Origin of the sequence: Streptomyces sp. BK208 (assembly GCF_004364245.1) — a bacterium.
In the GTDB taxonomy this organism is placed as follows: Bacteria; Actinomycetota; Actinomycetes; order Streptomycetales; family Streptomycetaceae; genus Streptomyces.
Window position 1 is genome coordinate 358,580 of record NZ_SOAV01000002.1, and the last position, 26,141, is coordinate 384,720.

The window sequence follows — 26,141 nt, forward strand, 5'->3', positions numbered from 1 at the left end:
CCTTACGCGTGAGTAAGTTTACTCCGAAGTAAGTTCGTAGGTGAGTTCACGCGACAGCGCAGCAGTCCGACCGCGACCGGGAGCCGTCCATGGGCGTACGCAGGGACCTGAAACGGGCGAAGAACCGCGGCGGCCTCGCGTCCCGCGCGAGGACCGAGACCGTCGTGGACGCCCACGGCGCCGTCCGCGAGGCCCGCACCGCCGCCCTCGCACCCCGCCCCACCGAGGGCAGCACCGCCGACATCCCGTTCACCAACGCGGCCGAGGCCCCCGACGCGGTGGTCCTGCGCCGCCAGGCGGGCGGCGCCTGGCGGCCCGTCACCGCCGCGGAGTTCGCCCGCGAGGTCACCGCCGTGGCCAAGGGGCTGATCGCCGCGGGTCTGGAACCCGGCGGCAGGGTCGCCGTCATGTCCCGCACCCGCTACGAGTGGACGGTCCTGGACTTCGCCGTCTGGACGGCCGGCGGGCAGACCGTCCCCGTGTACGCCACCTCCTCGGCCGACCAGGTCGAGTGGATCGTCCGCGACTCCGGCGCCCGGCACGTCGTCACCGAGACCGCCGCCCACACCGCCACCGTCCTCACCGGCACCGCCGGCCACCCCGGGCACCCGCGGGTCTGGGAACTCGACGCCGGGGCGCTCGCCGACCTCGCCGCCCTCGGCCGAGGCGTGAGCGACGACGAGGTCACCAAGCGCCGCACCGCCCTCACCCCGGACACGGTCGCCACCGTCTGCTACACCTCGGGCACCACCGGCCGCCCCAAGGGCTGTGTCCTCACCCACGCCAACCTGCACGCCGAGGCCGCCAACACGGTCGAGCTGCTGCACCCCGTCTTCAAGGAGGTCACCGGCCAGACCGCCTCGACCCTCCTCTTCCTGCCGCTCGCCCACATCCTGGGCCGCACCATCCAGATCGCCTGCCTGCTGGCCCGCATCGAGATCGGCCACTTCCCGAGCATCAAGCCGGACGAGCTGCGCCCCGCGCTCAAGTCCTTCCGCCCGACCTTCCTGGTCGGCGTCCCGTACCTCTTCGAGAAGATCCACGACACCGGCCGGGCGACCGCCGAGAGGATCGGCCGCGGCGCCTCCTTCGAACGCGCCCACCGCCTCGCCGTCCGCTTCGGCACCGCCCACCTGGAGCGCTTCCTCGGCCGCGGCAAGGGCCCCACCCCGGGCCTGTGGGCCGGCTGGGCCCTCTACGACCTGCTGGTCTACCGCCGGGTGCGGGCGGAGCTGGGCGGCCGGCTGCGCTACGCCATCAGCGGCGGCTCCCCGCTGGAGAGCGACCTCAACCTGTTCTTCTACGCCGCCGGAATCATGGTCTACGAGGGCTACGGCCTGACCGAGACCACCGCCGCCGCCACCATCGTCCCGCCGCTCGGCCCCCGCCCCGGCACCGTCGGACAGCCGGTCCCCGGCACCGCCGTGCGCATCGCGGACGACGGCGAGGTGCTGGTCAAGGGCGGCATCGTCTTCGGCGCCTACCGGGGCAACCCCGAGGCCACCGAAGCCGCCCTCACCGACGGCTGGTTCGCCACCGGCGACCTCGGCTCCCTCGACGCCGACGGCTACCTCACCATCACCGGCCGCAAGAAGGACCTCCTGGTCACCTCGGGCGGCAAGAACGTCTCCCCGGCCGTCCTGGAGGACCGGCTGCGCAGCCGCCCACCCGTCGCCCAGTGCCTGGTCGTCGGCGACAACCGGCCCTTCGTCGCCGCGCTCGTCACCCTCGACCCGGACGCCGTCGCCCACTGGCTCGCGGTGCGCGGGCTGCCCGCCGCCACGCCGATCTCCGAGCTGGTGCGGGACGACAGTATGCGCGCCTACGTCCAGAAGGCCGTGGACCACGCCAACGCGGCCGTCTCCCGGGCCGAGTCGATCCGCGCCTTCCGGCTGGTCGAGGGCGAGTTCACCGAGGAGAACGGGCTGCTGACCCCCTCCCTGAAGGTCAGGCGGCACGCGGCGGTCGCGGCGTACGCGCAGGACATCGAGGCGCTGTACGCGACACCGCGCGCCTGACCCGGAGGCCCGACCGCCGCAGCGGGCACGCGAGAGGGGCGGGCCGCCGACGTGCTCGGCGACCCGCCCCTCGGGCGCTGTCAGTCCTCGCCGTTGGAGGACAGGATCGAGACGTCCTCCAGGAGGTGGGCCAGCGCACCGTCGCGCTTGGCCTGCGTCGAGTTCTCGGCGCACTGCTGGTTCAGGTCGTCGCCCAGGACGTTGAGGTCCTGGATCGGCACGAGACCGATGACGCTGACCGGGATGTCGCTGACCGCGATGCACGGCTTGTTGAACGAACCCTGGATGAGCGCCATCTGCGGGCTCATGTTGCCGTGGGTCGCCGAGTTGCCGAAGTACTGCGACGCGCCGTTGCCGTTGGCGGAGACGGGCCCGCTGTCGTCGCCGATCGCCATCGCCTGCGGGGCCGCGGCAGCGGAGGCGCCCATGACGGAGGCGGCGATCGCCGCGTAGGCAACTACCTTCTTGATCACTGGCCAGTCCTTTCTGAGGAAACCCCGTCCACCGGAGCTCTCTGGTCAACTCCGTGAGTCCGTCCGGGTTTCTCCCGTTCACTCCGACGGCGGACAGCGGGAAATGTGTACGGGTGCGCGTTTCTCCCCGGGATTCCGGCGATTTCCGCGGCGATTTCGAGATCCGGTGCGGGCCAACCGGGTGAACGCCCGCAACCAATCATGGCGCACCGGGTTGATGAGGCCGTAGGACAGTGCGTCGCTACGACGAAAGGAACGCGAAGTGCTCAAGAAGGCAATGGTCGCCGCGGCGGCTGCCGCTTCTGTGATCGGCATGTCGGCTGCCGCCGCTCCCCAGGCTCTGGCCATCGGGGACGACAACGGGCCGGCCGTGGCCAACGGCAACGGCGCCTCGTCGTCGTTCGGCAACTCGGCGACCGACGGCGACATGAGCCCGCAGCTGTCGCTGGTCGAGGGCACGCTGAACAAGCCGTGCCTCGGTGTCGAGGACGTCAACGTCGCCGTCATCAACCTGGTCCCGATCCAGGACGTCAACGTCCTGGCGGACGACCTGAACCAGCAGTGCACGGACAACTCCACGCAGGCCAAGCGCGACGGTGCCGTCTCGCACGTCCTGGAGGACCTGTCCGTCCTGTCGGCGAACGGCGAGGGCTGAGCCCCATTCCGCCCGGCCGGGCGGCCCGCTGATCACTCCGCGGGCCGCCCGGCCGCGCCCGGGACGGGATTTCGGGGGAGCGGACCGACGTCGTCGCTCTCCTGGGGGAACGGCCGGACCGATTCGTGAGGCATTCGAGTGAATTTCGGGGTGTCCCACGTTCGACAGTTTCTCCGGCCGTCAATTCCTCGTTTGCAGGCTGCAGGTCATGGTGCGAGCCGTCAATGCTGTGCTCGCGCGGTTTCGGCCGTCATTCAGGCATGACCGCAGAGAAGGGAAAGTTCATGAAGAAGAGCGCTGCTGTCGTCGCGGGCGCCATCATGGCCCTCGGCATGGCCGCCCCGGCCTTCGCCGACGCGGGTGCCGAGGGTGCCGCCATCGGCTCCCCGGGTGTCCTGTCCGGCAATGTCGTCCAGGTCCCCGTGCACGTTCCCGTCAACGTGTGCGGCAACACCATCAACGTGATCGGTCTGCTGAACCCGGCGTTCGGCAACGAGTGCGAGAACGACTGACGTCGTTCCGCACCGATCGGCTGCGTCACGGCCGGCCTTGGCCAACTCGTTTGGTTCGGGGCCGGCTTTTCCCCTTTCCGCAGCCCGTCCCCCAGATCGTTCTCCAGTCATCTCTCATCTCTCCAAGCAGGAAGACAACCAGAGTGCGACAGACCCTGAGCAGGGGGATGGTCGCGGCTGCCGCCGCGACGGGCATCCTTTCCCTGTGCGGCAGCCCCGCCCTTGCCGACTCGCAGGCCGACGGGATCGCCACGAACTCCCCGGGCGCCGTCTCCGGCAACGCCCTCCAGGTCCCCATCGACGTGCCGGTGAACGCCTGCGGCAACACCGTCGACGTGATCGCCGCGCTGAACCCCGCCTTCGGCAACGAGTGCGAGAACGCCTCGGACGAGCCCGAGAAGCACGGTGAGGACAAGGGCGGCTCCGGCGGCGGGTACGGCGAGGACACCGGTTCCTCGTCCGGATCCGGTTCCCAGGCCGACAGCGGTTCCCCGTCCGGATCGGGTTCCCAGGCGGACGGCGTGGCCGCGGGTTCGCCGGGCGTCGGTTCCGGCAACGACGCGCAGGTCCCGGTCGACGTGCCGGTCAACCTCTGCGGCAACACCGTCGACGTGATCGCCGCGCTGAACCCGGTCTTCGGCAACGAGTGCGAGAACGCCTCGGAAGAGCCCCCCGGCTACGGCGAGGAGGAGCCCCCGCCGCCGACCACGCCCCCCGGCTACGGCGAGGAGGAGCCCCCGCCGCCGACCACGCCCCCCGGTTACGGCGAGGAGGAGCCCCCGCCGCCCACCGACGAGGAGGAGCCCCCGCCCCCCGGTGAGGAGGAGCACCCTCCGCCGGCTCCCCAGACGGAGCACCCGCCCGTCCTGGCCGAGACCGGCAGTGAGGGCACGCTGGGCGCCGCGGCCGCCGGCGCCGTGCTGATCGCGGGCGGAGCGATCCTGTACCGCCGGGGCCGGGCCCTCTCCGGCCGCTGATCCCGCTCCCGTCCGCCCCGACGCCCCCGGCCGGCCCCCGCACGGGCCACCGGGGGCGTCGTGGTGTCCGCCCCCGGCCGTGGGAGTACGTCAGTGGCTGCCGGCCCGGTCCTCCTCAGGCCGGTCGGCACGGCCCGCGCCACCGCCCCTCGCCACGGCACCCCCGGCCGCCGGGGCGGCGGGCGGGGCCTGGCGCACGACGCGGGTGCGGACCGGGGCCGCGGTGCCCGGACGGGCGGCGCCGCCCCGGTGGACGCGGTCCCGCAGCCGGGTGCGCACGTGCCGGCCCCACAGCGTCCACAGGGCCCGGCCGGGCCCCTCGTCGTCCCGCGCGTGCCAGGCCAGCTCACGCCCCCCGCGCTCGTTCGGCGCCGGGCCCAGGGCGCTCAGCGGCGCGTAGTTCTCCACCACGAACACCCGGCCCGGCCGCGGCGCCCCCTCCGCCAGCACCCGGTGGGTCAGGTCCAGATGCAGCGCCCGTACGACGTCCAGTCCCGCGCTGTCGGTGAACAGCCGGAACTGGGCGCCGGGACGCGGGTTGAAGTCGAGCAGGTGATAGCGGCCCGTGGTGCCGCAGCGGCGGAAGTCGAGGTCGAAGACGCCCCGGTAGCCCAGCTCCGCGGTGACCCGCTCGGCCAGCGCCCGCACCCGCGGGTTGGGCGTCCAGCGGCCCACCGCCGTCAGACCGGCGCCGCGCGGCCTGGCCCGCGTCTTGCGGCCCGGGCCGCCCGACCGCACCGCGCCGGTACGGTCGGCGTACCCGTGGAAGAACCAGTCCCGGTCGGCGCCCGGCGCCAGGAACGCCTGGAGCAGCAGCCGGCTGCCCGCCTCCTCGGCCCGCCGGTACAGCTCCCCGGCCTGACGCGCGGAGCGCACCAGCACGGTGCTGCGCAGTCCGCCGCCCGGCGGCACCAGCCAGGGGCGGCTCCACTTCGCCACCACCGGCAGGCCGAGCCGCCACGCCGCACGGACCGCCTCGGCGGGACCGTCCGGCACCAGCGTCTCGGGATGCGGTACGTCCAACGACGCGCACAGAGCGGCCAGTTCCGCCTTGTCGGCCACCCGCTCCGCGAGCCCCTCCGGCTGGTCGGGCAGCAGATACGCGGGCCCCAGCTCGGCCCGCGCCCGGGCCACCGCCACGGCGCACGCGTCGTCCATCGGAATCAGCACGGCGGGCCGGGCGATCCGCGCGGCGACGCGGCGCAGCGCCACCGTGATCTCCGCGGGCGACGCCGCGGGCGGCGGCGGGGTGTGCAGCCCGCTCAGATAACGGGAGGCGCGGATCGGGCTGCCGGCACAGTCGGCGACCACGTGCACGTCCACCCCCGCGCGGCCGAGCGAGCGCACGGCGCCCAGCGTTCCGTGGTGAAAGGGATTCCGGTCGGTCCGCAGCAGAACGGCGGGGACACGGGTGTCGAACAGCGACACGGGAGACTTCCTTCGTATGCGGGCTTCGTATGCGGGCTGCTTCGAGCGGCTGCCGGTGCGGCTTTCACCGGTCCGGGCGGTCGACGCACTCGAACGCCGTAACAGCGGTGGCGTGACGGACTTTCACATGACTGGCTGTCAGTAACGGATAACGAGAAGCGGCGGACAACGGCGAGACGAGAAGACAAGAGGAGGCCGGCATGGCCGCACGGCAGTCACGGGACCGGTCCAGGCGGCGGCCGGCGTACGTCGCGGCGGCGGTCGTCGCCGCGGCGACCTTCCTGGCCGCGACCCCCGCCGTCGCCTCCGGGGAACCGCCCGCGCCCGAACCCACTCCGGCGTTCGGCGCGTACCTGGACTACGGCCCGCGCGGCGTGGCCCGGATGGCGGCGCTGAGTCACTGGCTGGGCGGTGCCGAACTGCGCGTCGGCCACACCTACCTGCCCGGCGACCGCTGGAGCAACATCGAGGGCGCCCCCGGCTTCCTCGACGTGTGGGCCGACTGGCGCACCCGTCAGGCCGACCGGATGCTCGTCCTCAACGTGCCCATGATGGAGCGCAACGAAGAGCACGTCGGCGACCGCGAGGTGCGCCAACTGTTGCGGCAGGGCGCCGCCGGACGCTTCGACCGCCACTTCCGCGCCCTCGCCGAACGCCTCGTCGCCCTCAAGGTGCCCGACACGGTGCTCGTGCTCGGCTGGGAGATGAACGGCACCACCTACACCCACCGCTGCGGCCCCGACCCCGAGGCATGGAAGGCGTACTGGAACCGGATCGTCACCACCATGCGCGCGGTGCCCGGCCAGAAGTTCCGGTTCGACTTCGCGCCGAGCCGGGGCCGGGACGCCGTGCCCTGGACGCAGTGCTATCCGGGGGACGCCACCGTCGACATCATCGGCATGGACTCCTACGACCAGCCGCGCGGCATGAGCTTCGACGAACAGGTCGGGGAACCCTACGGACTCCAGGCGCACGTCGACTTCGCCAAGGCGCACGGCAAGCCCGTCTCCTACCCGGAGTGGGGACTGTTCCGCAACGGCGACAACGCCGCGTACATGCGGCGCATGCTCGCCTGGATGGACGAGCACAAGCCCGTCTACAACACGGTCACCGACTACTGCCCGCACGGCGTGTGGCAGTGCGACGACAACCCCCGCTCCACCGCCGTCTACCGGTCCGTGCTCTTCGGCCGCACCGACGGGACCGAGCCCACGGCCCCGGAACCCGGCAAGCCGACCACGCCCACCGCGCCGCCCGTCCCGCCGGCGCCGCCCACCGGGACCGAACCCCCGGCCGACTGCTCGCCGCTGGAGCTCGGCGACTGGGTCGAGTACTGGCTCGGCGGGAAGCTGTGCATGCGCCTGGACTGGTACTCGCGCACCAAGTAGCGGTGTGCGGCGGGGGCGGACGCGGCGGTGGCCCGGGGGCCGGTCAGCTTCCTCCGTCACCGCCGCGCTCCTTCCGCCCGGCCCGCCGCCGCAGCAGCTCCTTGCCCTGCCGCCGCGCCGCCGCGTCGCCCAGGGCCGCCGCCAGCAGCGGGGCCGTGCGGCGGCGGGCCAGCAGCAGCCGCTGGTTCGGCACCGGCTCCGGACGCCAGTGGTGCTTGTACGGCTCGTCGCCCCGCAGCAGGCTCAGCGTGCCGCGTCCCGGGGCCCGGGTGTGCTCGGCGCACGCGTCCAGCAGCATCACCGCCACGTCCGCCTTCCGCTCCCGCAGCCGGGGGTGCGCGCCGTACAGATAGCCGCCGGCCAGCCGGCGCGAGAGCAGCGTCACGTCCACGGCCACCACCTCCCCGTCCATCCGGAACTCGGTGACCACCGCGTCCCCGGCGCGCACCATCGGCCCCACCGCCCGCACCAGATGCTCACGGAAGCGGCCGCGCAGGTGCTCGCCGGTCACCTGCCGCCCCCGCCACTGCAGCCGGTGCAGTTCGAGGAGCCGTCGCAGCGCCGCGTCCGTCTCCTCGGGCAGCACGGGCCGGCTCTTGACGCCGAGCGCGTCCAGCCGGCGCAGCCGGGCGCGGACCCGCTGCCTGGCCTTGGCCGAGGGCAGCCGGGCGACCAGCTCGTCCATCGGCACGGCGGGCAGCTCCAGGCAGAGCGAGTCGGCCAGCCGGCGCCGGGGTCCGCGCCAGCGGGCGTAGACCCGTTCGGCAGCCGCGCCCGGCCGTACCTCGCGCAGGTCGACCAGCGCCGTGCGGGCCGCCGCCGCCAGGCCCGCGGTGAGCGCGGCCTCCGCGTCCGGGCCCCGCTCGTCGTCCAGCAGGACGTCCCCGTAGTCCGAGATCGCCCCGCCCAGCGGCACCAGCGAGGGCACCGGGTGCCGTACGAGCATCAGCGGCGCGGCGGCCACCGGTTCGCGGCCGTCGCGGGCCAGCACCAGGCGCAGCCGTCCGGCCGAGCCGTACGCACGCCACCAGGAGAGCAGCCAGGCGTGGCTCTGGAACGGGGTCGCGGCGGCACACCGGTCGTACAACCGCCGCCACTCGGGGGCCAGCCCCGCGAAGACGCGCTCGTCGGTGACCAGTTCGACCGTGTACCCGGGCGGGAACGCGTCCGCGCGCGGCTGCCTCGGGTACGTCACAGCTGCCCGCGGGCGTCCGACGCCGACGCCGGTCCGGGCACGGCGGCCGCGGGGCCGGGCCCCGGGGCGGTGCGGCGGGGCCGGACCAGCAGGGCCAGCCCGCCGAGCAGACCGCCCGCGCTCGCACCCACCAGGCCCGTCACGGCGGCGGACGGCGAGGACGGCTCGCCGGGCTCGGTGGCCCGGGCGAACTGCCGCAGTTCCACGTGGGTGTCGTCGGCCGTGGCGTCCGCGTGCCGGGTGAGGGCACGGGCGACCGCGTTGGCCATGTCGGCGGCCTCCTCCGGGTCGGCGGAGGTGGCCGTCACCGAGACCATCGGCGCGTCCGGCGAGGTCGCGGTGCGCACGCTCCGCTCCAGCGTCGCCACCGGCACGTGGGCCCACATCTGCGCGTCCCCGAGCACGGCGAGCTGCGTGGCGACCCGGCCGTAGGCCTGCGCGAAGCCCAGCGCGGACGACGGGTCGGACGCGTCGGCCGGGACGGCGACCACGTAACTCGTCGCCGTGTACTGCGGGGTGGTGACCAGGCCGTACCCGGCGCCGAGCAGCCCGCCGGCGGCGACGCCGGCCGCGAGCGGGGACCAGGGCGGGAGCGAGCGGAGGCGGAGCAGGCTGCGGCGCCGGACGCGGCGCAGGGCGGTCCGGGCGCGGTCCCGGCGGGAGGGCGGGCCGGGCGCGAGGTCCGCGGCGGGCTCGGCCGGGGACTGGGTGAGGGGCTCGGTCATGGGGACTTGACTCCCTGGGGTGCCGGGGACGGGGGCAATGGCTGCGTGAGGGTGGTCGCGTACACGTCCATCAGCCGGGCGGCGCTGCGGGTGACGCAGTAGTGCCGGGCCGCCTCGGGCGCGGCGCGCGTGCCGGGGAGCGGACCGCCGGACGCGCGGGTCCCGGCGAGGGCACGGGCGAACTCCGCGGCGCCGCCGCCGACCCGCCGGGCCCCGGGCGCGGACCCGGGCGGCAGGTCCTCGATCGCCGGGCAGGAGGAGTACAGCACCGGCAGCCCGGACGCGAGCCCCTCCACGGCGGCCAGGCCGAAGGCCTCCTCCCGCGACGGCGACGCGAGGACGTCCATCGCGGCGGCGAGGGCGGGCAGGTCGGGGCCCGGGGAGCCGTCGGGGAGGTAGGGGCGCTCGCCGGTGAGCAGGACGCGGTCGGCGACCCCGGCCTCCCGGGCGGTGCGGCGCAGCAGGTGCTCCTGGGGGCCGCCGCCGACCAGCAGCAGCCAGCAGTCGGGCGGCAGCAGGGCAAGGGCGCGGACCAGGACGTCGAACCGCTTGGCCGCCGTCAGCCGTCCGATGCCGCCGACGACGTACGCCCCCTCGGGCAGGCCGAGGCGGCGCCGGGTGCGCAGCCGCTGGACCGGGTCGAAGCGGAAGCGGGCCAGGTCGATGCCGTTGGGGACGACCTCGATGCGGGGCGCGGGCACGCCCCAGCGCCGCAGCCGGTCGGCGACGGTGGGGGAGACGGCGACCGTGGCGCTGCCCAGGCGCTCACCGGCCAGGTAGAGGGCGCGCACGCCCGGGGTGAGCGGGCGGCCCTCCATCTGGGAGTCGCCCAGGGAGTGTTCGGTGGCGACGACCGCGCGGACGCCGGCCAGACGGGCGGCGAGGCGGCCGTAGAGGCAGGCGCGGTAGAGGTGGGTGTGCACGAGGTCGTAGCCGCCGGCGCGGATCAGGCGGGCCAGCCGGGGCAGCGCGGCCACGTCGCGGTTGCCGGTCATGCCGAGGTGGACGACGTTCACACCGTCGGCCAGCAGCCCCTCGGCGACCGGGCCGGGGTTGGTGAGCGTCACGACGTCGCAGTCGACGGGCAGGTGCCGCAGCAGCAGCCGCAGTTGCTGCTCGGCGCCGCCGACACCGAGGCCGGTGATGATGTGCAGGGCCTTCACGTCCGTCACCTCACACTCCCGTCGCGGCTCGGCGGCGCAGGCGGTGCAGCCGGGTCTTCAACAGCAGCCGTACGGGGGTGTCCCGCTGGCCCACGTGCACGCGGGGCAGGGCGTACGGGCCGGTCAGCGGGCCGGGGTCGATGGCGCAGGCGTAGGAGTAGCCGGCGGCGCGTACGGCGTCGGCGGCGCGGGCGTCGACCGTGCCGTACGGGTAGCAGAAACCGCCGACCGGGGCGCCGGTCAACTCCGTGAGCCGTGCCCTGCTCCCGGCGGTCTCGGCGGCCAGCGTGGCGTCGTCCGCCGTGGTCAGGTCGACGTGGGTGAGGCCGTGCGAGCCGATCTCCACTCCCTCGGCGGCGGCGCGGCGGATGCCGTCGGCGGTCAGCAGCGGCTTGCGCGGGCCCAGCGGGTCCCACGCGTTGTCGCCGCCGAGCCGGCCCGGCAGCACGAAGAGGGTCGCCCCGCAGCCCCAGCGGCGCAGGCACGGCAGGGCGTGCTCGACGAAGTCGGCGTATCCGTCGTCGAAGGTCAGCCCCACCAGGTCCCGGCCGCCGCCCCGGGCTCGGGCGGCCAGCAGTTCGGCGACCGGCACGCCGCGCAGCCCGCGCCGCCGCAGCCAGCCCAGCTGCGCGTCCAGCCGGCCGGGCGTGACGGTGATGCGGTACGGGTCGTCCGAGCAGTCGCCGACCGAGTGGTACATCGCCACCCAGGGAACGGCGCCGGGGCGGGCGTCAACGGTCGTTGCGGAAGGGGAACCGGAAGCGTGAAGGGCCATGCGGGTGCCTTTGCGTGACGGGGAGGGGGAAGCGGACGGGGCGGACCGTCCGCAGGGCCGGGCGAAGGCCCTGGACGTCCAGGGCCAGGCCGAGGACGACGAAGACACCGCCGACGGTCGCGGCGCCCACGGCCAGCGACAGGCCGGCCTGCGCGGCACCCGCCGCCGGGCCCGCGGCGCCGGTGACCAGGTCGGCGGCCCACGCCCCCGCGCCGGTCGCCACCGCGGCCGCCAGCACCGGCCGGACCAGGCCGGCCAGGACCCGCGGCACGCGCACCGGCACGCTGCGCGGTCCCGTCCCGGCCAGCAGCAGGGCGGCGGTCACGGTGATGCCGGCGGCGTTGGCGGCGGCGATGCCGGTCACCCCCCACGGCCCGACCGAGCAGGCGCCGACGACGGCCGTGGCCACGATGCCGACGCCCATCGCGCCGAACGGGTACCAGGAGGCGCGGCCGGCCGAGAAGTACGAGCGGGCCAGCGCGCCCACCACGGTCTGGCCGAGCAGCCCGAGGGCGTACACGCGCATGACGGCCGTCGTCGCCGCCGTGTCGGCCGCCGTGAACGCGCCGCGGTGGAAGAGCAGCTCGATGATCTGCGGTGCGCAGGCGACCACGGTGGCCGCGCCGAGCAGCACCAGGCAGGACGCCAGCACCACGTCCCGCTCGACCCGGTCGCGGGCCCGTTCCGTGTCGCCGTCGGCCAGCGCGCGGGCGACCACCGGGAAGGTGACCGTGCACAGCATCAGCGACAGGGTCATCGGGATCTGGGCCACCTTCTGCGCGTAGTTCAGGTGCGAGATGGCACCGGAGGGGAGCCCGGAGGCGAGGAAGCGCTCGATGAGCACCTGGGACTGGCGGCACAGGGCGAACAGCAGGACGGTCGTGAACAGGGCGAGGGCGAGCGGACGGGCGGGCTCCTCGGCCGCCGCCGTCGGCGGCTCACCGCCCTCCCGCCGCCGCAGCCGCCGCAGCAGCGAGGGCAGTTGCGCCGCCACCATCAGGAACCCGCCCACCGCGACCCCGGCCGCCGCCGAGCGCACCCCCCAGCGTCCGCCGAGCACGAACATCGCCGTGATGATGCCGGTGTTGTAGGCGACGTAGATCGCCGCCGGGGCCAGGAACCGCCGGTGCGCCCGCAGCGCGGCGCTGCAGTACCCGGCGAGCCCGAAGCTGACGACGCAGGTGGCGGTGAGCCGGGTGCAGTCCACGGCGAGGGCGTGGTCGGGCAGCCCCGGCGCCAGGGCCCGGACCAGCACGGGCGCGGCGGCGGCGACCAGCGCACCGGCCGCGCCGAAGGCCAGGGCCAGCCGGGGCAGAGTCGAGGCGACCAGCGCACGGACCGGGTCCCCGGCAGCGCCCCGCGCGCGGCGGGCCAGGGCCAGGCTGAACATCGGGACCAGCGCGAAGGCCAGCCCGTCCTCGATCAGCAGCGTCGCCGCGAACTCCGGCACCGTCCAGGCCACCAGGAAGGCGTCCGTCTCGCCGCCGGCCCCGAACAGCCGCGCCAGCGCCTGGTCGCGGACCAGTCCGAGGACCGACCCGGCGACCGAGAGCACGGCGGTGACGAGCGCGGCCCGGGCGAGGAAACGGCCCGAGGACCGGACCTCGGGAGCGGGCGCGGGCGCGGTCCCGGTCCCGGGGTGCGGCGGGGCGGGCCGGGCGGGGGCGCGGGGCGCCTCGCCGGCCGTGCGCGGACCGGTCGTCGTCACCGTCCCGGCACCTCCCGCGCGGCGGACCCGAGCGCCCACCAGGCCGCCAGCCCGAAGCACACCGCCGTCAGCACGGTCGACGGCCCGCCGATGTCGGCGTACGCGAAGTCGGTCAACTGCCACACCAGCAGCCCGCAGGCGACGAACGCGCAGTCCGGTGCCGCCCCCTCGGCCCGCCGCGCGCGGCGCAGCCCCCGCAGCCCGAGGACGAGCAGCGCCAGCCAGCTCCCGGCGAGCGCGGTCAGCCCGATCAGCCCCTGCTCCGCCAGCACCAGCAGGTACATGTTGTGCGGCGACAGCAGCGGCTGCCTGCGGTACCCGGCACCGGCGCCGTCGGTCTCGCTGCCCGAGGACAGCGCCAACGAGGCGTGCGTGTCCCGGTGTTCGGGAAAGCCCTTCAGTCCCACGCCGGTCAGCGGCCGCTCCCGCCACATGCCGGCCGCCGCCGCCCACATCGTGTAGCGGTCGGTCACCGACTGGTCGGGGGCGTCGGCGACCCGCGTGATGCTGCCGAGGCGCTCCTGGAGCATCGCCGTGCCGACCCCGAAGCCGCCCACCAGCACCACCGCCGCCGCGACCACGGCCGCCGCCACCGCCAGCGCCCTGCGCACCCCGGCGAGCAGCAGCTGCACCGCGCACGTCACCGCCGTCGCGATCCACGCGCCGCGGCTGAACGACAGGGCGAGCGGCAGCAGCAGGGCGAGCACGCACCCGGCGGCGAGCAGCCGCCGGCGCGCCGGCCCCCTGCCCAGCGCCAGCCCGAGGGCGCAGACCAGTCCCAGCGAGACGACGGTCGCCATCCCCATCACGTCCTGCGGCCCGAAGGTGCCCACCGCCCGGATCGGCTCACCCTGGTAGGAGGCGCCGGTCCCGGTGACGTACTGGTGCACGCCCACCGCCCCCTGCCACACCGCGAGCGCCGTCGTCGACCAGGCGAGCAGCGTCACGTCGGCGCGGTCGCGGACGAGCAGCAGTACGGCGGCGGGGACCAGGACGAAGACCTGGAGGTACCGTCCGAGTCCGCCGAGCCCGGCCCCCGGCGAGAGGGCGCCGGCGGCGGCGACGGCCAGGCCGAGCACGGGCAGCCCGAGGACCACGGCGGCCGCACGGGTCAGCGGACGCCGCCGGTCCCGCACCAGCCGCAGCGCGCAGTACAGCACCGCCAGCGCGGAGACCGCGTCGGCCGGGTGCGCACCGCCCCCGTCGTCCGGGGCGACGGGCAGGGCGAGCAGGGCGACCACCGCGACCACGGCCAGCACGGGCGGCGGACGCCGCAGGCGCACCGCGGACCACAGGGGCAGGGCGGGACTGCTCACCTCGGCTCAGCTCCCCGTGGGGCGCACGAGTGCCACGGCCGTGCGCAGCAGGATGCACACGTCCCGCCACAGCGACCAGTCGTCGATGTACGCGTTGTCGAAGCGCGCCCGGTCCTCGATGGAGGTGTCGCCGCGCAGCCCGTTGATCTGCGCCAGCCCCGTGATCCCGGCCGGCATCCGGTGCCGGGCGGCGTAACCGGGGTAGGTCTGGCTGAACCGCGCCACGAAGTACGGGCGTTCGGGCCGCGGGCCGACCAGGCTCATGTCGCCCCGGAAGACGTTCCACAGCTGGAGCAGCTCGTCCAGCGAGGTGCGCCGCAGGAAACGGCAGAACCACGGCATCCGGCGTTCGTCCGCCACGCTCCACCGGGTCGCCGACTCGTGCTCGTCGGCCGGGCGGTGCGTGCGGAACTTCAGCAGGGTGAACGGCCGCCCGCCCTGCCCGACGCGCTCCTGCCGGAACAGCACACCCGGACCGCCCACCACCCTCAGCGTCGCGGCGCAGGCCAGCAGCAGGGGGCTCAGCAGCAGCAAAAGCACCCCGGACACCGTCACGTCGAGCACCCGCTTGCCCGCGCCGCCCGGCCGCGCCGCCGCCGGTTCCAGACGTCGGCAGGGGTAGGCGGCGATCCGGTCCCCGGCCGGGTACGACGGGGCACCGGCCTGGGCGGGGGGCTCGGCGTCCAGTTCCCACACCGCGCAGCCCGACTCGGCCAGCGCGCCCAGCAGCGCCGCCTGCCGGGGCCGGACCGAGGGGTCCACGGCCAGGACGTCCCGCACGCCGTTCTGCACGACCGCCCGCCGTACCTCCTCGTCCGTGGCCAGCACGGGCAGGGTCGTGGTGCCGCCCGGGTCGTCGGTGACGATCCCGACGGGGCGCAGGCCGCAGCGCGGGTGGCGCAGCAGGGCCGAGGCCACGTTCTGCGCGGTCGCGACGGGCCCGACGACGAGGGCGGCGCGGGGACGGTTCACCAGCGCCGTACGGTGCCTGTGGTGCACGGCGGCCCGGCCGGCGCAGCCGCTCACCGCGTGCAGCAGGAAACCGGCGGCCAGGGCCGGCGCGGACAGCGCGTGCTGCGGCGCGTACGCCGCGAGGAGCGCCGCCAGCACCAGCCACACCACCGCCGTGCGGCCGCACAGCGCGGGCAGGTCGTCCAGCACGCCGGACGGCGGCCGGACCGGCCGCGGGCGCAGCAGCAGCGAGGCGCCCACCAGCAGGGCCGCGAGCAGCGGTCGGTGCGGGGCACCGGCGAGGACCAGCGAACCCGGCAGGGCCGCCGCGCCGTCCGCGACGAGCAGCGCCAGCGAGGAGCCCCGCCGAGCCGCGGGGCGCCCGGCGGGCAGCCGGGGACTTCCGGTGCCGTCGCGCTGCGGCAGCACCGAGACGGGCGAGGAGCCGAGGCCGCGCGCCTGGCCGGCGGGGGAGGGGACGGTGCTTTCCGCGCTCACGGGTGGGTGGACTCCCTGCACTCGATGGGCACGACGGCCGGCCGGCCCGAGGCCGTGGGCCTGCCGCCGGGGAGAGGACGCGGCGCGGCGGCAGGCACGGCGCAGCCGCCGGTGCCGGTGCCGGTGCCGGTGTCGGTGTCGCGGGTGTGCGCCGGGGCCGCGGGCCGTACGCCGGCGAGGAGTTCGCCGTACAGGGCCGCGACCGCCGTCGCGGTGTGCCGTACGTCGTGCGCGGACCGGACGTGGGCCCGCCCCTGACGGCCGAGCGACGCACGCAACGGGGCGTCGCGCAGCAGTGCGGCGGCGGCGTCGGCCAGCGCCGCCGGATCCCCGGGCGGCACCAGGCAGTGCGGCACGAGTGCGGGCGGCATGCCCTCACGGGCACCGTCCACGTCGGTCACCAGCACGGGCCGTCCGCAGGCCATCGCCTCCAGCGGGGCCAGCGCCATCCCCTCCCAGCGCGACGGCAGGACGACCAGGTCGGCGGCCCGGTACCAGGCGGCGGCGTCGGCGACGGCCCCCGTGAAGCGCACGGACGCCGGGGCCCGGGCGGCCAGCCGGGCGCGGTCCGGGCCGTCACCGACCAGGACCAGCCGGGCGCCGGGCACGCGCGCGAGGATCGACTCCCAGGCGTCCAGCAGGAGGTCCTGCCCCTTCTGCCGGCACAGCCGCCCCACGCAGACCACCAACGGGGCCTGCGGCCCGGCACCGAGCCGCAGCCGTACACCGGCGGGATCGGCGGGGTCGGCCGGGTCGGTGGACACGGCCGGGTCGGCCGGGGCGCCGGGAGCGGCGACCGGCGCGTCGGTGTCGGTGTCTTCGTCGGGAGCGGGACGGGGAGCGGTGGCGTCGAAACGGGCGGGATCGATGCCGTTCGGGATCACCGCCCAGGGGCCGGGCAGCCCGGCGCGCGCCCCCCGCACGCGTTCCGCCTCGCTCACGCACACCGTCCGTGCCGTCCACCGCGCCGCCCAGCGCTCCCAGCCGAGCGCGAGGAGTGCCGGAGCCCCGCCGACCGCCTCGAACGACCAGGCGTGCGGCTGGAACACCGTCGGGACCCGGCCCCGTACGGCGAGCCGCCCCGCGAGACCGGCCTTCGCGCTGTGCGCGTGCACCAGATCGGGCCGCACGTCGTCGATCACGCGGACGAGCCGTCGTACCTCCGGCACCAGCGAGGGGCCCGGCGGGCGGGTCGCGGGCCAGTGCCGTACGTCGGCGCCCAGCGCGCGCAGCCGGTCGGCCAGCTCCCCGCCGGGGCAGGCGACCGCGACGTGCAGCCCGGCGGCGAGCTGAGCGCGCGTCAGGTCCGTCACCACCCGGGCGACCCCGCCGTCCACCGGTTGGGTGAGGTGCAGAACCCGTGGCCGAAAGCCGGCCGCTGGCAGGTGCATGCGCGTTTCCTCGCTCACGGGGATTGCTCGGGACGGGCGGAAAGGCGCCCGATCGCGGGGCGCCGGCCGCGACGCGGCATACGGGTGCGTCGAATGGTGTGGGACTCTAGCTGCTATCCGTACTAATACGTCGAAACCGGGTAAGTGTGTTGGATCGGTGAATCCCGGATTCACACGAGATCACCCCTTTGGCGGCACAACTCGGGCCTGCGCCACGCGTTGACACTGCGCCGGGCAGCCGCCCGGATGTGTGTGACAACCCCAAGGAGCACTTCTCCATGTCGCGTATCGCGAAGGGCCTGGCCCTGACCTCCGTCGCCGCCGCCGCGGTGGCGGGCACCGCCGGTGTCGCCGCCGCCGACAGCGGCGCGCAGGCCGCCGCCGCCCACTCCCCGGGCGTCCTGTCCGGCAACGTGGTGCAGGTCCCGGTCCACATCCCGGTCAACGTCTGCGGTAACACCATCGACATCATCGGCCTGCTGAACCCGGCGTTCGGCAACGAGTGCGAGAACGACTGACGTCGGCTGGCGACTCTCCGCACCGGCCGTCCGTACCGCGGTTCCTCCGCGAACGGGCGGCCGGTTCGCGTGTGCGGCGCGGACGGCGGTGCGCTGCCCCGAATGGGGGGACCGGGCGGCGACACGGCGCACGGACCTTGACCGCGCGTCTCACCAGGTAGGACGTCGGGCGGAGGGAAGACGGGCCGGACCGGCCCGGTCACCGCCCGGTCACGCCTCGGTTGCAGAGCGCCACGGGCGATTCCACGGTGGGTCCAAGATCCGACGCACCACCGAAAGGAACCCCCCATGCGTCTGCCCGCACGGCGAATCGCCACCTCCGCTCTCTGCGCCGGCCTGCTGATCGGCCTCTCCGGTCCGGCGGTGATGGCGGCCGACGGCGACTCGGTCCGGGAACGCACCCACGCGGCGTCCCGCGCGCCCCTCCCCGACGCCGAGGAACTGCAGAACCAGGTCGCCGGCCTGGCCGGCCTCGGCGGAGTGCTCACGCCGGTCACCGACCTGCTCACCGCCGTCCTCAAGGCCGACGGCGGCCAGCTCTCCGCCACGGACGCGGCCACGTTCTCCGACGCCGTCAAGGACGCCCTCGCCAAGGCGGACGCGGCGGACGCGGACGCCGACGACACGGCGACCGCTCCGGACGCGACCGCGCCCGGCACGACCACCCCGGCCCAGCCGCCGGCCGTGACCGCGCCCGAGGCCGGGACCGACGACACGCCGGTCACGCTGCCGGCCCCGGTCACGCTGCCGGCCCCGGCCGTGGCGCCCGCCGCGGCGCGGAGCGACGACGGCACCGCCGCCGCCTCCGACCTCTCCGCGAGCGCGCAGGCCGAACTGCAGAAGCGGATCGACGCCTTGGTCAAGGCCACCACGTCCGGCTCCGCCGACCAGGTGAGCCCGGCCGTCAAGGAGGTGATGACGGGCATCGTCAACGTCGTCGCCGCCACGATGGTCGGCAACGGTCTGCCCGCCGCCGACCTGGCCGGTCTGCCCGGCGTCCCGACCGCGCCGGAGGCCACTGCCCCCGAGGCGGCCACGCCGGAAGCCGCCGCACCGGCGAACCCTTCCTGACGCCGTCACCGGACGTCCCGGGCCGTCGCGCCTCCCTCCGCGGAGCCGCGACGGCCTTCGCGTTGTCCGGGCCACGGCCGTGCCGTCCGGAGATCTCATATGTCTTCCGGACGGCGGAGTTTCCGGGTCCGTCGCAGGTCGTTAGGGAGGGCGTCAGCAATCCCTCCGGTGACACGGGTCCGCCACGGGTCGCCGAAGAAAGGAACACGATGAAGTCCCTCAAGGCCGCCGCCGTCGTCGCCGGGTCCCTGGTCGCCGCCGGTTCCGCCGTGCCCGCGTTCGCCTACGACGCCTCCGACGCCGCCGCCCTCACGCCCACCAGCCTCAACGGTGCCGTGAACGCGCTGACCGCGGAGCCCATCGACGTCATGCCGATCAAGCACCAGTCGGAGGGGCGGTCCGACGCGCTGGACACCGAGAACAAGGACTCCGTGCTGCACACGGTGAAGGGCGCGACCACCAAGCTGAACTCGGCGAGCGGTCTTCTGGGCGGCCTTCCGCTGGGCGGCTGAGCCACCGCGCGGCTCACCCCGCCCCGCTCGCTCAGCTTCCGCGCCTTCGCTTTCCCGTCTCGCCCCGTCTCGCCCCGTCTCCCCCCGTCTTCGCCTTCTCCCGCCTTCCCGAAGCCGTACCCCCCGCCTTCTCGAAAGGGACCGTGCCTGTCATGAAGCCGACCACCAGACGAACCCTGGCCGCCCTGGTCACCGGTGTGGCCGCCGCCGTGGGGGCCGCCGCGTCCCCCGCCGCCGCGGCCGGTGCGATTCCCGTACCGGTGCCGCTGGGCGGCGCGGAGACGGCCCTCGGCATGGAGCTGCCCGAGGTGGCCGGTGAGCTGCCCGTGCCGACCGCGGGTGCCCCCGAGGGCCCGCGGTACGTCGAGGGCCGGATGCTGCCGGAGCGGACCCTGCCGCAGCTGCCGGTGCGCGGCGGCCTGCCCGGCGTCGACCTGCGCCAGCCGCTGCCGCGCGTCCTCGGCGACGACTTCGACCACGCCGCCGTCGACGCCCCCGCCGCCGAACTGCGCACCCTGGCGCCGGGTCTGTCCCTGGACGCCCCGCTCACCGCGCCGAACCCGGCGGCCCTGGGCCTGCCGACGCCCAAGCTTCCCGAGGCCGGGCTGCTCGCTCCGGTGGTGCGGACGGTGCCGGTGGCCGACCTGGGCGTCGGGCCGGGGCTGTAGGCATACCGGCCCGCGGCGACCCCGCCCGGCGCGGCGGCCGTGCTCCGACTGGCCCCGTGGGTGGTGACCGCGGGGCCCGCCGATCGGTTAGCGGTGCGGACCGACGGAACCGAGCGAGGAGTGAGCCATGGTCGTCAGCGCGGACACGAGAGCGAACGGCGCGACTGCGGGCGGTGCGCAGCGGGCGGGGGAGTACGAGACCGCCGGGGAGGGCGCGGCGGCGGGCGGGCCGGCGTCCGGCACCCGGCGGCAGTTGATGCGGGGGCTGCTCGCCCCGGCCCTGGCGGTCGGCCTGGCACCGCTGATCGCCGCCTCCCGGCCCTCCCGGGCCGCGGAGACCGGCGGCACCGGGGACTCCGTGGACGCCGGGGAAGCAGGGTCCGCCGAGAACACCGGGGACGCCGGGGGGACCTCCTTCGACGAGACCTACCGGGGCCGGCGGATCCAGGGCATCCGCTCCGCCGCCGGACGGGCCGTGGGCGCCGGCACCTGGCACGTCACGGTGGACGGCCGGCCGCTGCACCTGATGCGCCGGGCCGACGGCAGCTGGCTCAGCATGGTCGACCACTACCGGTCGTACCCCACCCCGCTCGCGGCGGCCCGCGGCGCCGTCGACGAACTCGGCCCCGGCGAGCACCTGCGCGACACCCCGTCCACCGGCCACGACCAGCACTCCGGGGGGCGGCATGGCGTACACGCGTAAGGACGTCAGCAAGCTGACCCGCACCGAGAAGCGGCGCTTCGTCAACGCGCTGCTGGAGATCAAACGCCGCGGCGAGTACGACGAGTTCGTGCGCATCCACATCGAGTACTACGTCTCCGACGGCGAGAACGGACTGCGTACGGCGCACATGGCGCCGTCCTTCCTGCCCTGGCACCGCCGGTTCCTGCTGGACCTGGAGGAGGCGCTGCGCCGGGTGGACTCGTCGGTCACGGTGCCGTACTGGGACTGGACGAAGGACCGCGGCACCAAGTCGACCCCCTGGACGGCCGATCTGCTGGGCGGCACCGGGCGGCGCTCCGACCACCGGGTCACCACCGGCCCCTTCGCCCACGCCGGGGGCGACTGGACCCTCAGGGAGAACGTCACCGACACCGAGTACCTCACCCGGGACCTCGGACGCGCCGGCAACCCCCTCGCCCTGCCCACGAAGAGCGACCTCCAGTGGGCGCTGGACGACCCGAAGTACGACACCTCCCCCTACGACTCCACGGTCGGCAAGGGGTTCCGCAACAAGCTGGAGGGGTGGGGCACCGGCCGCGGCAGCGTCTCCTGGCGCAACCACAACCGCGTGCACCGCTGGGTCGGCGGGGCCATGGTCGGCGGCGCCTCCGTCAACGACCCGGTGTTCTGGCTGCACCACGCCTTCGTCGACCTCCAGTGGTCCCGCTGGCAGGCCCGCCACCGCGGCGCCCGCTACCTGCCCGCCGAGCCGCCCGCCCGGGGCAGCGCGCAGCGCGGGCGGATCGTCGCACGGCACGAGAAGCTGCCGCCGTGGGACGTGACGCCGGCCGAGCTGGAGGACGTGAGCCGGATCTACCGGTACGCCTGAGCGGGGCGGTCGGGCGGTCGGACGGCAGGGCGGCGGGTCCGGGACTCGGCGACGCGGTGGGACCTATGACGGTGCCCGAGCGGGACCCGAGACGGGCCCGAGCGGGACCCGAGACGGAAAGGAGCCCCGGCCGGGAAGGCCGGGGCTCCTCGGTGCCTGGCGGGGGATCAGCTGCCGTAGCCGCTGCTCTTGTCGTCGTCACCGTTGTCGCAGGTGTTGCCGAAGGCCGGGTTCAGCAGGCCGATCACGTCGATGGTGTTGCCACAGACGTTGACCGGGATGTGGATCGGGACCTGGACGACGTTGCCGGACAGGACGCCGGGCGAGCCGACGGCCGCGCCCGCCGCGCCCGCGTCCGCCATGGCCATGCCGGTGCCGCTGAGCACCACGGCACCGGCACCGAGGGCGATGCCGGCGGCCTTCGCGATGCGAGACATCACGTTCTCCTTCTGACTCGGGGAGTGCGGCGGCAGGACGTGCCGTCGCACTGCCGGTTCAACGCACCCGGTCGCAGCGGGTCACGGGGGGAATGCGCCGATCACCCGTTTTGAACGCGCTGCCGGTGGCGGCGGCACCCGGCGGAAAACCGCTGCCGTGCGCACCGGTGGGTCCACTAGCCTCCAGGCATGCCGAACGACCGATCCGACATGTCCGCCAGGACCCCCGAACCGTCCGCGTCGGCCGCGCTGGCCGCCCTCTTCTCCGAGGAGGGACGGGTACGGGCCTTCGCGGCCGTGGCGCTGGGCGCCGGTGACGCCGCGCAGGTGGCCCGGGCGGCCGGCCTCTCCGCGAAGGACACGGCCGGCGCGCTGCGCCGACTGCGGGACCAGGGCGTGGTGGTGTCCGGCCGCGACGGCGGACTCGTCGTCGCCCACGACCGTTTCAGGGAGCTGGCCCGCGCGGGACGCCCGACGCCGGAGGCGGCCCAGGACCCGTCCGTGACGGGTGACGACGGCCCGGCCGGCATCGTCGTGCGGACCTTCGTCAGGGACGGCCGGCTGGTCCGCCTCCCCGCACGCTGGACGCGCAAGAAGGTGGTGCTGCGGCACATCGCCGAGCAGACCTTCGCGCCCGGCGTGGAGTACCCGGAGCGCACCGTCGACGAGAAGCTGCGCGCGTGGTGCGAGGACGGCGAGGTCGACCATGTGACGCTCCGGCGCCACCTGGTGGACCTCGGTCACCTGCGCCGGAGCGACGGCATCTACACGCGCCCGGCGGACGACGCCAGGACGGACACCGCCTGAGCCGCCCCTACGCCGGACCCGGGCCGGCCGGGGACACGGGCAGCCGCCGTACGGGGGAACCGGCGAGGTAGGCGCCGATCGCCTCGACGGCCTGGCCGTAGTACGTGGCGTAGTTGGCGCGGGAGACATAGCCCAGATGGGGCGTGGCGAGCAGGCGCGGGGCGGTGCGCATCGGATGCCCCGCGGGCAGCGGCTCGGTGTCGAACACGTCCACGCCCGCGCCGGCGATACGGCCCTCGTGCAGGGCGGCGAGCAGCGCCTCCTGGTCGACGATCGCCGCGCGCGAGGTGTTGACCAGGTAGGCGGTCGGCTTGAGCAGGGCCAGTTCGGCGGGGCCGAGCAGACCGCGGGTGCGTTCGCCCAGTGCCAGGTGGACGGAGACGAAGTCGGCCTCGCGCAGGAGGTCTTCCTTGGAGGGGGCCAGCTCGACGCCGACCTCGTCGGCGCGCTCCCGGGTGAGGTTCTGGCTCCAGGCGCTCACCCGCATGCCGAAGGCCAGGCCGACCTGTGCCACCCGGCCGCCGATCTTGCCCAGGCCCAGCAGCCCGAGCCGGCGGCCGTGCAGGTCGGCGCCCACCGTCTGCTGCCAGGGGCCGCCCTCGCGCAGCCCGTTGCCCTCCTGGACGATGCCGCGGGCCAGGCCGAGCAGCAGGGCCCAGGTCAGCTCGACGGGCGGGGTCGAGGACGACGCCGTACCGCAGACGGTGACGCCGTGCGCCTCGGCGGCGGCGTAGTCGATCACGCTGTTGCGCATGCCGGAGGCGACGATCAGCTTCAGCCGGGGCAGGCGCGCGATCAGCGAACCGGGGAAGGCCACGCGTTCGCGCAACGTGACCACGATGTCGGCGTCGGCGAGTGCGGAGGCGAGGGCGTCCTCGTCCGTGAAGTGGGTGTCGTAGGAGACGATGTCGACCTGGTCCGCGAGCGGGGACCAGTCGGCGACCTCGGTCGCCACCCGCTGAAAGTCGTCGAGCACCGCGCAGCGCAGTCGCACGTCGTCCGGTCCCTTCCGCCAAACGAGCGGTGGCGCCCCGGCGGGAGCCACGATCAAGGGCCGATCGTGCCACACCCGTTCCGGCCCGGGGAGGGCCACCCGGATGCGTCCCGGGCGGGGCGGAGGAGACCTCGCCCACGGCTCGTCACCCGCCCGTGCGCGACGTCGCCGACGGACAGCGTGTCGGTGGCGCCCCCGGCAGGACTCGAACCTGCGGCCAAGCGCTTAGAAGGCGCCTGCTCTATCCACTGAGCTACGGGGGCCTGGTGCGGTGCGGTGGCCTCGGTCGTGGTGCCCGGTGTGGGCCGGTCCGTGACCTCGCCGGGACAAGGATAGGGCTCCCGGTTCCATGTCCCGGACGCTTCCCCTCCGTGGCTTGATGTGGAGGTTCGGTGAAGCGATCCCGATAATCGCAGGCAGTTACGAATCGTGCATCGCTTTTGGCGTCTCGCGCATCGGGTGTTGTCCACTCGTTATGCCTGGACGGCGCCCGCGTCCCGGTAGTCCCTTCCGTCCGGAGTGTCCGGTCGGCGCGCAGACATGCTCATCATGCTCATATGCTTCAGAATTCCCTCAAAATTGGGCATTCTTCCCATGTGGTGACCTTGGACGTACGGCCTCAGCTGCTCGACGCACTCTCCGCCCTGCGCGACCGTGTCGCGGCCGCACGCTTCCCGCTGCCGCTGGCGGGGGCCCCACGCGCGCGTGCCAACCGCGACGAACTGCTCGCACAGCTCGACGACTACCTGATGCCCCGCCTCAAAGAGCCCGAGGCGCCGCTGCTCGCCGTGGTCGGCGGATCCACCGGCGCCGGCAAGTCGACCCTGGTGAACTCCCTCGTGGGGCGCCGGATCAGCGAGGCGGGCGTGCTGCGGCCCACGACCCGCACACCGGTCCTGGTGTGCCATCCGGAGGACCACCACTGGTTCAGCGGCATGCGGGTACTGCCCGACCTCACGCGCGTGTGGGTGCCCCACCGGGACCCGGACGAGGACCTGCTGCTGCCCGGCGAGAACCCGGCGCGCGTGCTGCGGGTCGAGACCGCCGACACCCTGCCGTCCGGCATCGCCCTCCTCGACGCGCCCGACATCGACTCCCTCGTCGCCGACAACCGCGTCCTGGCGGCCGAGCTGATCTGCGCCGCCGACATCTGGGTGATGGTCACCACGGCCGCCCGGTACGCCGACGCGGTGCCCTGGCACCTGCTGCGCACCGCCAAGGAGTACGACGCCACCCTGGTCACGGTGCTCGACCGGGTGCCCCACCAGGTGGTGTCCGAGGTGTCGCGGCAGTACGCGGCCCTGCTCACCAAGGCCGGGCTCGGCGACGTGCCCCGCTTCACCGTCCCCGAACTGCCCGAGTCGGCCTGGGGCGGAGGACTGCTGCCGGCCAGCGCGGTGGCGCCGCTGCGGGCCTGGCTCGTCCACCGGGCGCAGGAACTCGACGCCCGGCACGACGCCATGGCCCGTACGGCCCACGGCATCCTGGACTCGCTGAAGTCCCGGATGCCCGAGCTGGCCGGCGCCACCGCCGCGCAGTACGCCGCCGCGCTGCGGCTCACCGCCGCCGTCGACGGCGCCTACGACAGCGAGCACGCACGCGTACGGGGGCGGTTGCAGGCGGGCGCCGTGCTCGCCGGGGACGCGCTGAAGCGCTGGCGCGCCTTCCCCCTCGACTGCTCCCCGGAGGAACTGCTCGACTCGCTGGTGGAGAGCCTGAGCACCCTGCTGCTGTGCGCCGTCACCGCCGCCGACGAACGCGTCGACGGGGCCTGGCGCGACGAACCCGCCGCGGGCGCCCCCGAACTCGCGGACCCCGCCCCCGCCCCGGAGAGCGCCGAACACCGCATCGGAATGGCCGTACGGCGGTGGCGGCGCGAGCTGGAGGAGTACGCCGAGGAGGAGGTGCGCGAGCTGGACCGCAACCTCGCGCCGGACCCCGGCGTGGTGGCCGGCCTGGTCGCCACGGTGCTGCTGGGCGGGCGGCGCGCGCGGGCCGCCGGTGAGCGGCTCGCCGAGCGGATCGGTGCCCACGGCGCGCTGCGGCTGCGCGACCGGGGCGGGCGGCTGCTCGACGAAAGCGTCGACCGGGTCATGCACGCCGAACGTGAGCGCAGGCTGGCGCCGCTCGACAGCCTGGACGTGCACCCCGAACCGCAGGCAGAGCTGATCGCCGCGCTGTCCGTACTGCAGAAGGAGAGGTGACCGGTGACCGCCGTCACTGACCAGGACCCCACCGAGCACACCGAGCACACCGAGCCCACACAGCCCACACAGCCCACGAAGTCCCCGGAGCATGCGGAGCCCACGGGGCGCGGCGAGCACGCCGAGCACGCCGAGCGCGGCAAGCACGCGGAGCGCGGTGAGCGCACGGAGCGCGGTGAGCGCACAGATCGCGGCGAGCACACG

Annotated in this window: 25 protein-coding genes and 1 tRNA gene; 13 read left to right on the forward strand and 13 right to left on the reverse strand. The window is 75.1% G+C overall.

From position 1 onward, the window contains the following. The first annotated feature begins 89 nt into the window (after positions 1 to 89). Positions 90 to 2,018 (forward strand): AMP-dependent synthetase/ligase, encoded by a 1,929-nt coding sequence (locus EV562_RS06210; protein ID WP_133885650.1) that lies wholly within the window; start codon positions 90 to 92, stop codon positions 2,016 to 2,018. Positions 2,019 to 2,098: 80 nt separating this feature from the next. Here EV562_RS06210 and rdlB read toward each other — a convergent pair whose 3' ends face one another. Continuing rightward, positions 2,099 to 2,491 carry a rodlin RdlB gene (gene rdlB, locus EV562_RS06215; protein ID WP_133885651.1) on the reverse strand — a complete coding sequence of 131 codons (393 nt, stop codon included), beginning with the start codon at positions 2,489 to 2,491 and terminating at the stop codon, positions 2,099 to 2,101. A gap of 262 nt (positions 2,492 to 2,753) precedes the next feature. Here rdlB and rdlA point away from each other — a divergent pair, with 262 nt between their 5' ends. The 3 genes from rdlA to EV562_RS06230 all read left to right on the forward strand — a co-directional run bounded on the left by rdlA (position 2,754) and on the right by EV562_RS06230 (position 4,635). Continuing rightward, on the forward strand, positions 2,754 to 3,146 hold the full coding sequence (gene rdlA, locus EV562_RS06220; RefSeq protein WP_133885652.1) for a rodlin RdlA: 393 nt from the start codon (positions 2,754 to 2,756) through the stop codon (positions 3,144 to 3,146). 320 nt (positions 3,147 to 3,466) lie between these two features. Next, positions 3,467 to 3,658, forward strand: coding sequence for a chaplin (locus tag EV562_RS06225; protein ID WP_279588477.1), 192 nt, complete (start codon positions 3,467 to 3,469; stop codon positions 3,656 to 3,658). A 143-nt stretch (positions 3,659 to 3,801) separates the two neighbouring features. Further along, positions 3,802 to 4,635: a chaplin gene (locus EV562_RS06230; RefSeq protein WP_279588473.1), complete on the forward strand. Its 834-nt coding sequence runs from the start codon at positions 3,802 to 3,804 to the stop codon at positions 4,633 to 4,635. A gap of 90 nt (positions 4,636 to 4,725) precedes the next feature. Here EV562_RS06230 and EV562_RS06235 read toward each other — a convergent pair whose 3' ends face one another. Beyond that, positions 4,726 to 6,063 (reverse strand): ATP-grasp domain-containing protein, encoded by a 1,338-nt coding sequence (locus EV562_RS06235; RefSeq protein ID WP_133885653.1) that lies wholly within the window; start codon positions 6,061 to 6,063, stop codon positions 4,726 to 4,728. A 200-nt stretch (positions 6,064 to 6,263) separates the two neighbouring features. On the opposite strand from EV562_RS06235, the gene EV562_RS06240 reads away from it, so the two are divergent. Then, positions 6,264 to 7,451, forward strand: coding sequence for a glycosyl hydrolase (locus EV562_RS06240; protein WP_133885654.1), 1,188 nt, complete (start codon positions 6,264 to 6,266; stop codon positions 7,449 to 7,451). 43 nt (positions 7,452 to 7,494) lie between these two features. Here EV562_RS06240 and EV562_RS06245 read toward each other — a convergent pair whose 3' ends face one another. The 8 genes from EV562_RS06245 to EV562_RS06280 form a co-directional block, all read right to left on the reverse strand. Beyond that, positions 7,495 to 8,646: a GNAT family N-acetyltransferase gene (locus tag EV562_RS06245; RefSeq protein WP_133885655.1), complete on the reverse strand. Its 1,152-nt coding sequence runs from the start codon at positions 8,644 to 8,646 to the stop codon at positions 7,495 to 7,497. Next, the gene (locus tag EV562_RS06250; protein ID WP_133885656.1) at positions 8,643 to 9,371 is read right to left on the reverse strand and encodes a lipopolysaccharide biosynthesis protein; all 729 of its coding nucleotides are present in this window, start codon (positions 9,369 to 9,371) and stop codon (positions 8,643 to 8,645) included. Before EV562_RS06250 ends, EV562_RS06245 begins: the two co-directional genes overlap by 4 nt. Next, positions 9,368 to 10,534, reverse strand: coding sequence for a glycosyltransferase (locus tag EV562_RS06255; protein WP_133886039.1), 1,167 nt, complete (start codon positions 10,532 to 10,534; stop codon positions 9,368 to 9,370). The genes EV562_RS06250 and EV562_RS06255 overlap by 4 nt, the downstream gene beginning before the upstream one ends. A gap of 10 nt (positions 10,535 to 10,544) precedes the next feature. Then, the gene (locus EV562_RS06260) at positions 10,545 to 11,234 is read right to left on the reverse strand and encodes a polysaccharide deacetylase family protein (protein ID WP_133886040.1); all 690 of its coding nucleotides are present in this window, start codon (positions 11,232 to 11,234) and stop codon (positions 10,545 to 10,547) included. Positions 11,235 to 11,265: 31 nt separating this feature from the next. Then, the gene (locus tag EV562_RS06265; RefSeq protein ID WP_133886041.1) at positions 11,266 to 12,864 is read right to left on the reverse strand and encodes a lipid II flippase MurJ; all 1,599 of its coding nucleotides are present in this window, start codon (positions 12,862 to 12,864) and stop codon (positions 11,266 to 11,268) included. A 149-nt stretch (positions 12,865 to 13,013) separates the two neighbouring features. Beyond that, entirely contained in the window at positions 13,014 to 14,333 is a 1,320-nt protein-coding gene (locus EV562_RS06270) for an O-antigen ligase family protein (protein ID WP_208298298.1), read from the reverse strand. Positions 14,334 to 14,339: 6 nt separating this feature from the next. Further along, on the reverse strand, positions 14,340 to 15,782 hold the full coding sequence (locus EV562_RS06275) for a sugar transferase (RefSeq protein WP_133885657.1): 1,443 nt from the start codon (positions 15,780 to 15,782) through the stop codon (positions 14,340 to 14,342). Then, positions 15,779 to 17,173: a glycosyltransferase gene (locus EV562_RS06280; protein ID WP_133885658.1), complete on the reverse strand. Its 1,395-nt coding sequence runs from the start codon at positions 17,171 to 17,173 to the stop codon at positions 15,779 to 15,781. The genes EV562_RS06275 and EV562_RS06280 overlap by 4 nt, the downstream gene beginning before the upstream one ends. 278 nt (positions 17,174 to 17,451) lie before the next feature. On the opposite strand from EV562_RS06280, the gene chpG reads away from it, so the two are divergent. The 6 genes from chpG (at position 17,452) to EV562_RS06310 (ending at position 21,495) form a co-directional block, all read left to right on the forward strand. Next, the gene (gene chpG, locus EV562_RS06285) at positions 17,452 to 17,691 is read left to right on the forward strand and encodes a chaplin ChpG (protein WP_030179666.1); all 240 of its coding nucleotides are present in this window, start codon (positions 17,452 to 17,454) and stop codon (positions 17,689 to 17,691) included. A 288-nt stretch (positions 17,692 to 17,979) separates the two neighbouring features. Then, entirely contained in the window at positions 17,980 to 18,762 is a 783-nt protein-coding gene (locus EV562_RS06290) for a hypothetical protein (RefSeq protein ID WP_133885659.1), read from the forward strand. A gap of 209 nt (positions 18,763 to 18,971) precedes the next feature. Then, a complete protein-coding gene (locus EV562_RS06295) occupies positions 18,972 to 19,274 on the forward strand; it encodes a hypothetical protein (protein ID WP_133885660.1) in 303 nt (100 codons plus the stop codon). 152 nt (positions 19,275 to 19,426) lie between these two features. Beyond that, the gene (locus tag EV562_RS06300; RefSeq protein ID WP_133885661.1) at positions 19,427 to 19,942 is read left to right on the forward strand and encodes a hypothetical protein; all 516 of its coding nucleotides are present in this window, start codon (positions 19,427 to 19,429) and stop codon (positions 19,940 to 19,942) included. 127 nt (positions 19,943 to 20,069) lie between these two features. Then, positions 20,070 to 20,645, forward strand: a complete 576-nt coding sequence (locus EV562_RS06305) for a tyrosinase cofactor (RefSeq protein ID WP_133885662.1) — start codon at positions 20,070 to 20,072, stop codon at positions 20,643 to 20,645. Next, a complete protein-coding gene (locus EV562_RS06310; protein WP_133885663.1) occupies positions 20,629 to 21,495 on the forward strand; it encodes a tyrosinase family protein in 867 nt (288 codons plus the stop codon). The genes EV562_RS06305 and EV562_RS06310 overlap by 17 nt, the downstream gene beginning before the upstream one ends. 167 nt (positions 21,496 to 21,662) lie before the next feature. Here EV562_RS06310 and chpF read toward each other — a convergent pair whose 3' ends face one another. Continuing rightward, positions 21,663 to 21,932 (reverse strand): chaplin ChpF, encoded by a 270-nt coding sequence (gene chpF, locus EV562_RS06315; RefSeq protein WP_133885664.1) that lies wholly within the window; start codon positions 21,930 to 21,932, stop codon positions 21,663 to 21,665. Positions 21,933 to 22,121: 189 nt separating this feature from the next. Here chpF and EV562_RS06320 point away from each other — a divergent pair, with 189 nt between their 5' ends. Further along, a complete protein-coding gene (locus EV562_RS06320) occupies positions 22,122 to 22,739 on the forward strand; it encodes a DUF2087 domain-containing protein (protein WP_166661615.1) in 618 nt (205 codons plus the stop codon). 7 nt (positions 22,740 to 22,746) lie between these two features. Here the strand turns inward: EV562_RS06320 and EV562_RS06325 are convergent, their stop codons facing one another. Continuing rightward, positions 22,747 to 23,733, reverse strand: coding sequence for a D-2-hydroxyacid dehydrogenase family protein (locus tag EV562_RS06325; RefSeq protein WP_133885665.1), 987 nt, complete (start codon positions 23,731 to 23,733; stop codon positions 22,747 to 22,749). Between the two features lie 187 nt (positions 23,734 to 23,920). Beyond that, a tRNA-Arg gene (locus EV562_RS06330) sits at positions 23,921 to 23,996 on the reverse strand. A 333-nt stretch (positions 23,997 to 24,329) separates the two neighbouring features. On the opposite strand from EV562_RS06330, the gene EV562_RS06335 reads away from it, so the two are divergent. After that, positions 24,330 to 25,937 carry a dynamin family protein gene (locus EV562_RS06335; protein WP_133885666.1) on the forward strand — a complete coding sequence of 536 codons (1,608 nt, stop codon included), beginning with the start codon at positions 24,330 to 24,332 and terminating at the stop codon, positions 25,935 to 25,937. Positions 25,938 to 26,141: the final 204 nt, after the last annotated feature.

Coding starts and splice junctions, on each gene's coding strand:
- EV562_RS06305 (WP_133885662.1), top strand. CDS start 20,070: ATGGTCGTCAGCGCGGACACGAGAGCGAACGGCGCGACTGCGGGCGGT.
- EV562_RS06250 (WP_133885656.1), bottom strand. CDS start 9,371: ATGACCGAGCCCCTCACCCAGTCCCCGGCCGAGCCCGCCGCGGACCTC.
- EV562_RS06290 (WP_133885659.1), top strand. CDS start 17,980: ATGCGTCTGCCCGCACGGCGAATCGCCACCTCCGCTCTCTGCGCCGGC.
- EV562_RS06280 (WP_133885658.1), bottom strand. CDS start 17,173: ATGCACCTGCCAGCGGCCGGCTTTCGGCCACGGGTTCTGCACCTCACC.
- EV562_RS06295 (WP_133885660.1), top strand. CDS start 18,972: ATGAAGTCCCTCAAGGCCGCCGCCGTCGTCGCCGGGTCCCTGGTCGCC.
- EV562_RS06300 (WP_133885661.1), top strand. CDS start 19,427: ATGAAGCCGACCACCAGACGAACCCTGGCCGCCCTGGTCACCGGTGTG.
- chpG (WP_030179666.1), top strand. CDS start 17,452: ATGTCGCGTATCGCGAAGGGCCTGGCCCTGACCTCCGTCGCCGCCGCC.
- EV562_RS06320 (WP_166661615.1), top strand. CDS start 22,122: ATGCCGAACGACCGATCCGACATGTCCGCCAGGACCCCCGAACCGTCC.
- EV562_RS06260 (WP_133886040.1), bottom strand. CDS start 11,234: ATGTACCACTCGGTCGGCGACTGCTCGGACGACCCGTACCGCATCACC.
- EV562_RS06225 (WP_279588477.1), top strand. CDS start 3,467: ATGGCCCTCGGCATGGCCGCCCCGGCCTTCGCCGACGCGGGTGCCGAG.
- EV562_RS06310 (WP_133885663.1), top strand. CDS start 20,629: ATGGCGTACACGCGTAAGGACGTCAGCAAGCTGACCCGCACCGAGAAG.
- EV562_RS06240 (WP_133885654.1), top strand. CDS start 6,264: ATGGCCGCACGGCAGTCACGGGACCGGTCCAGGCGGCGGCCGGCGTAC.
- chpF (WP_133885664.1), bottom strand. CDS start 21,932: ATGTCTCGCATCGCGAAGGCCGCCGGCATCGCCCTCGGTGCCGGTGCC.
- EV562_RS06210 (WP_133885650.1), top strand. CDS start 90: ATGGGCGTACGCAGGGACCTGAAACGGGCGAAGAACCGCGGCGGCCTC.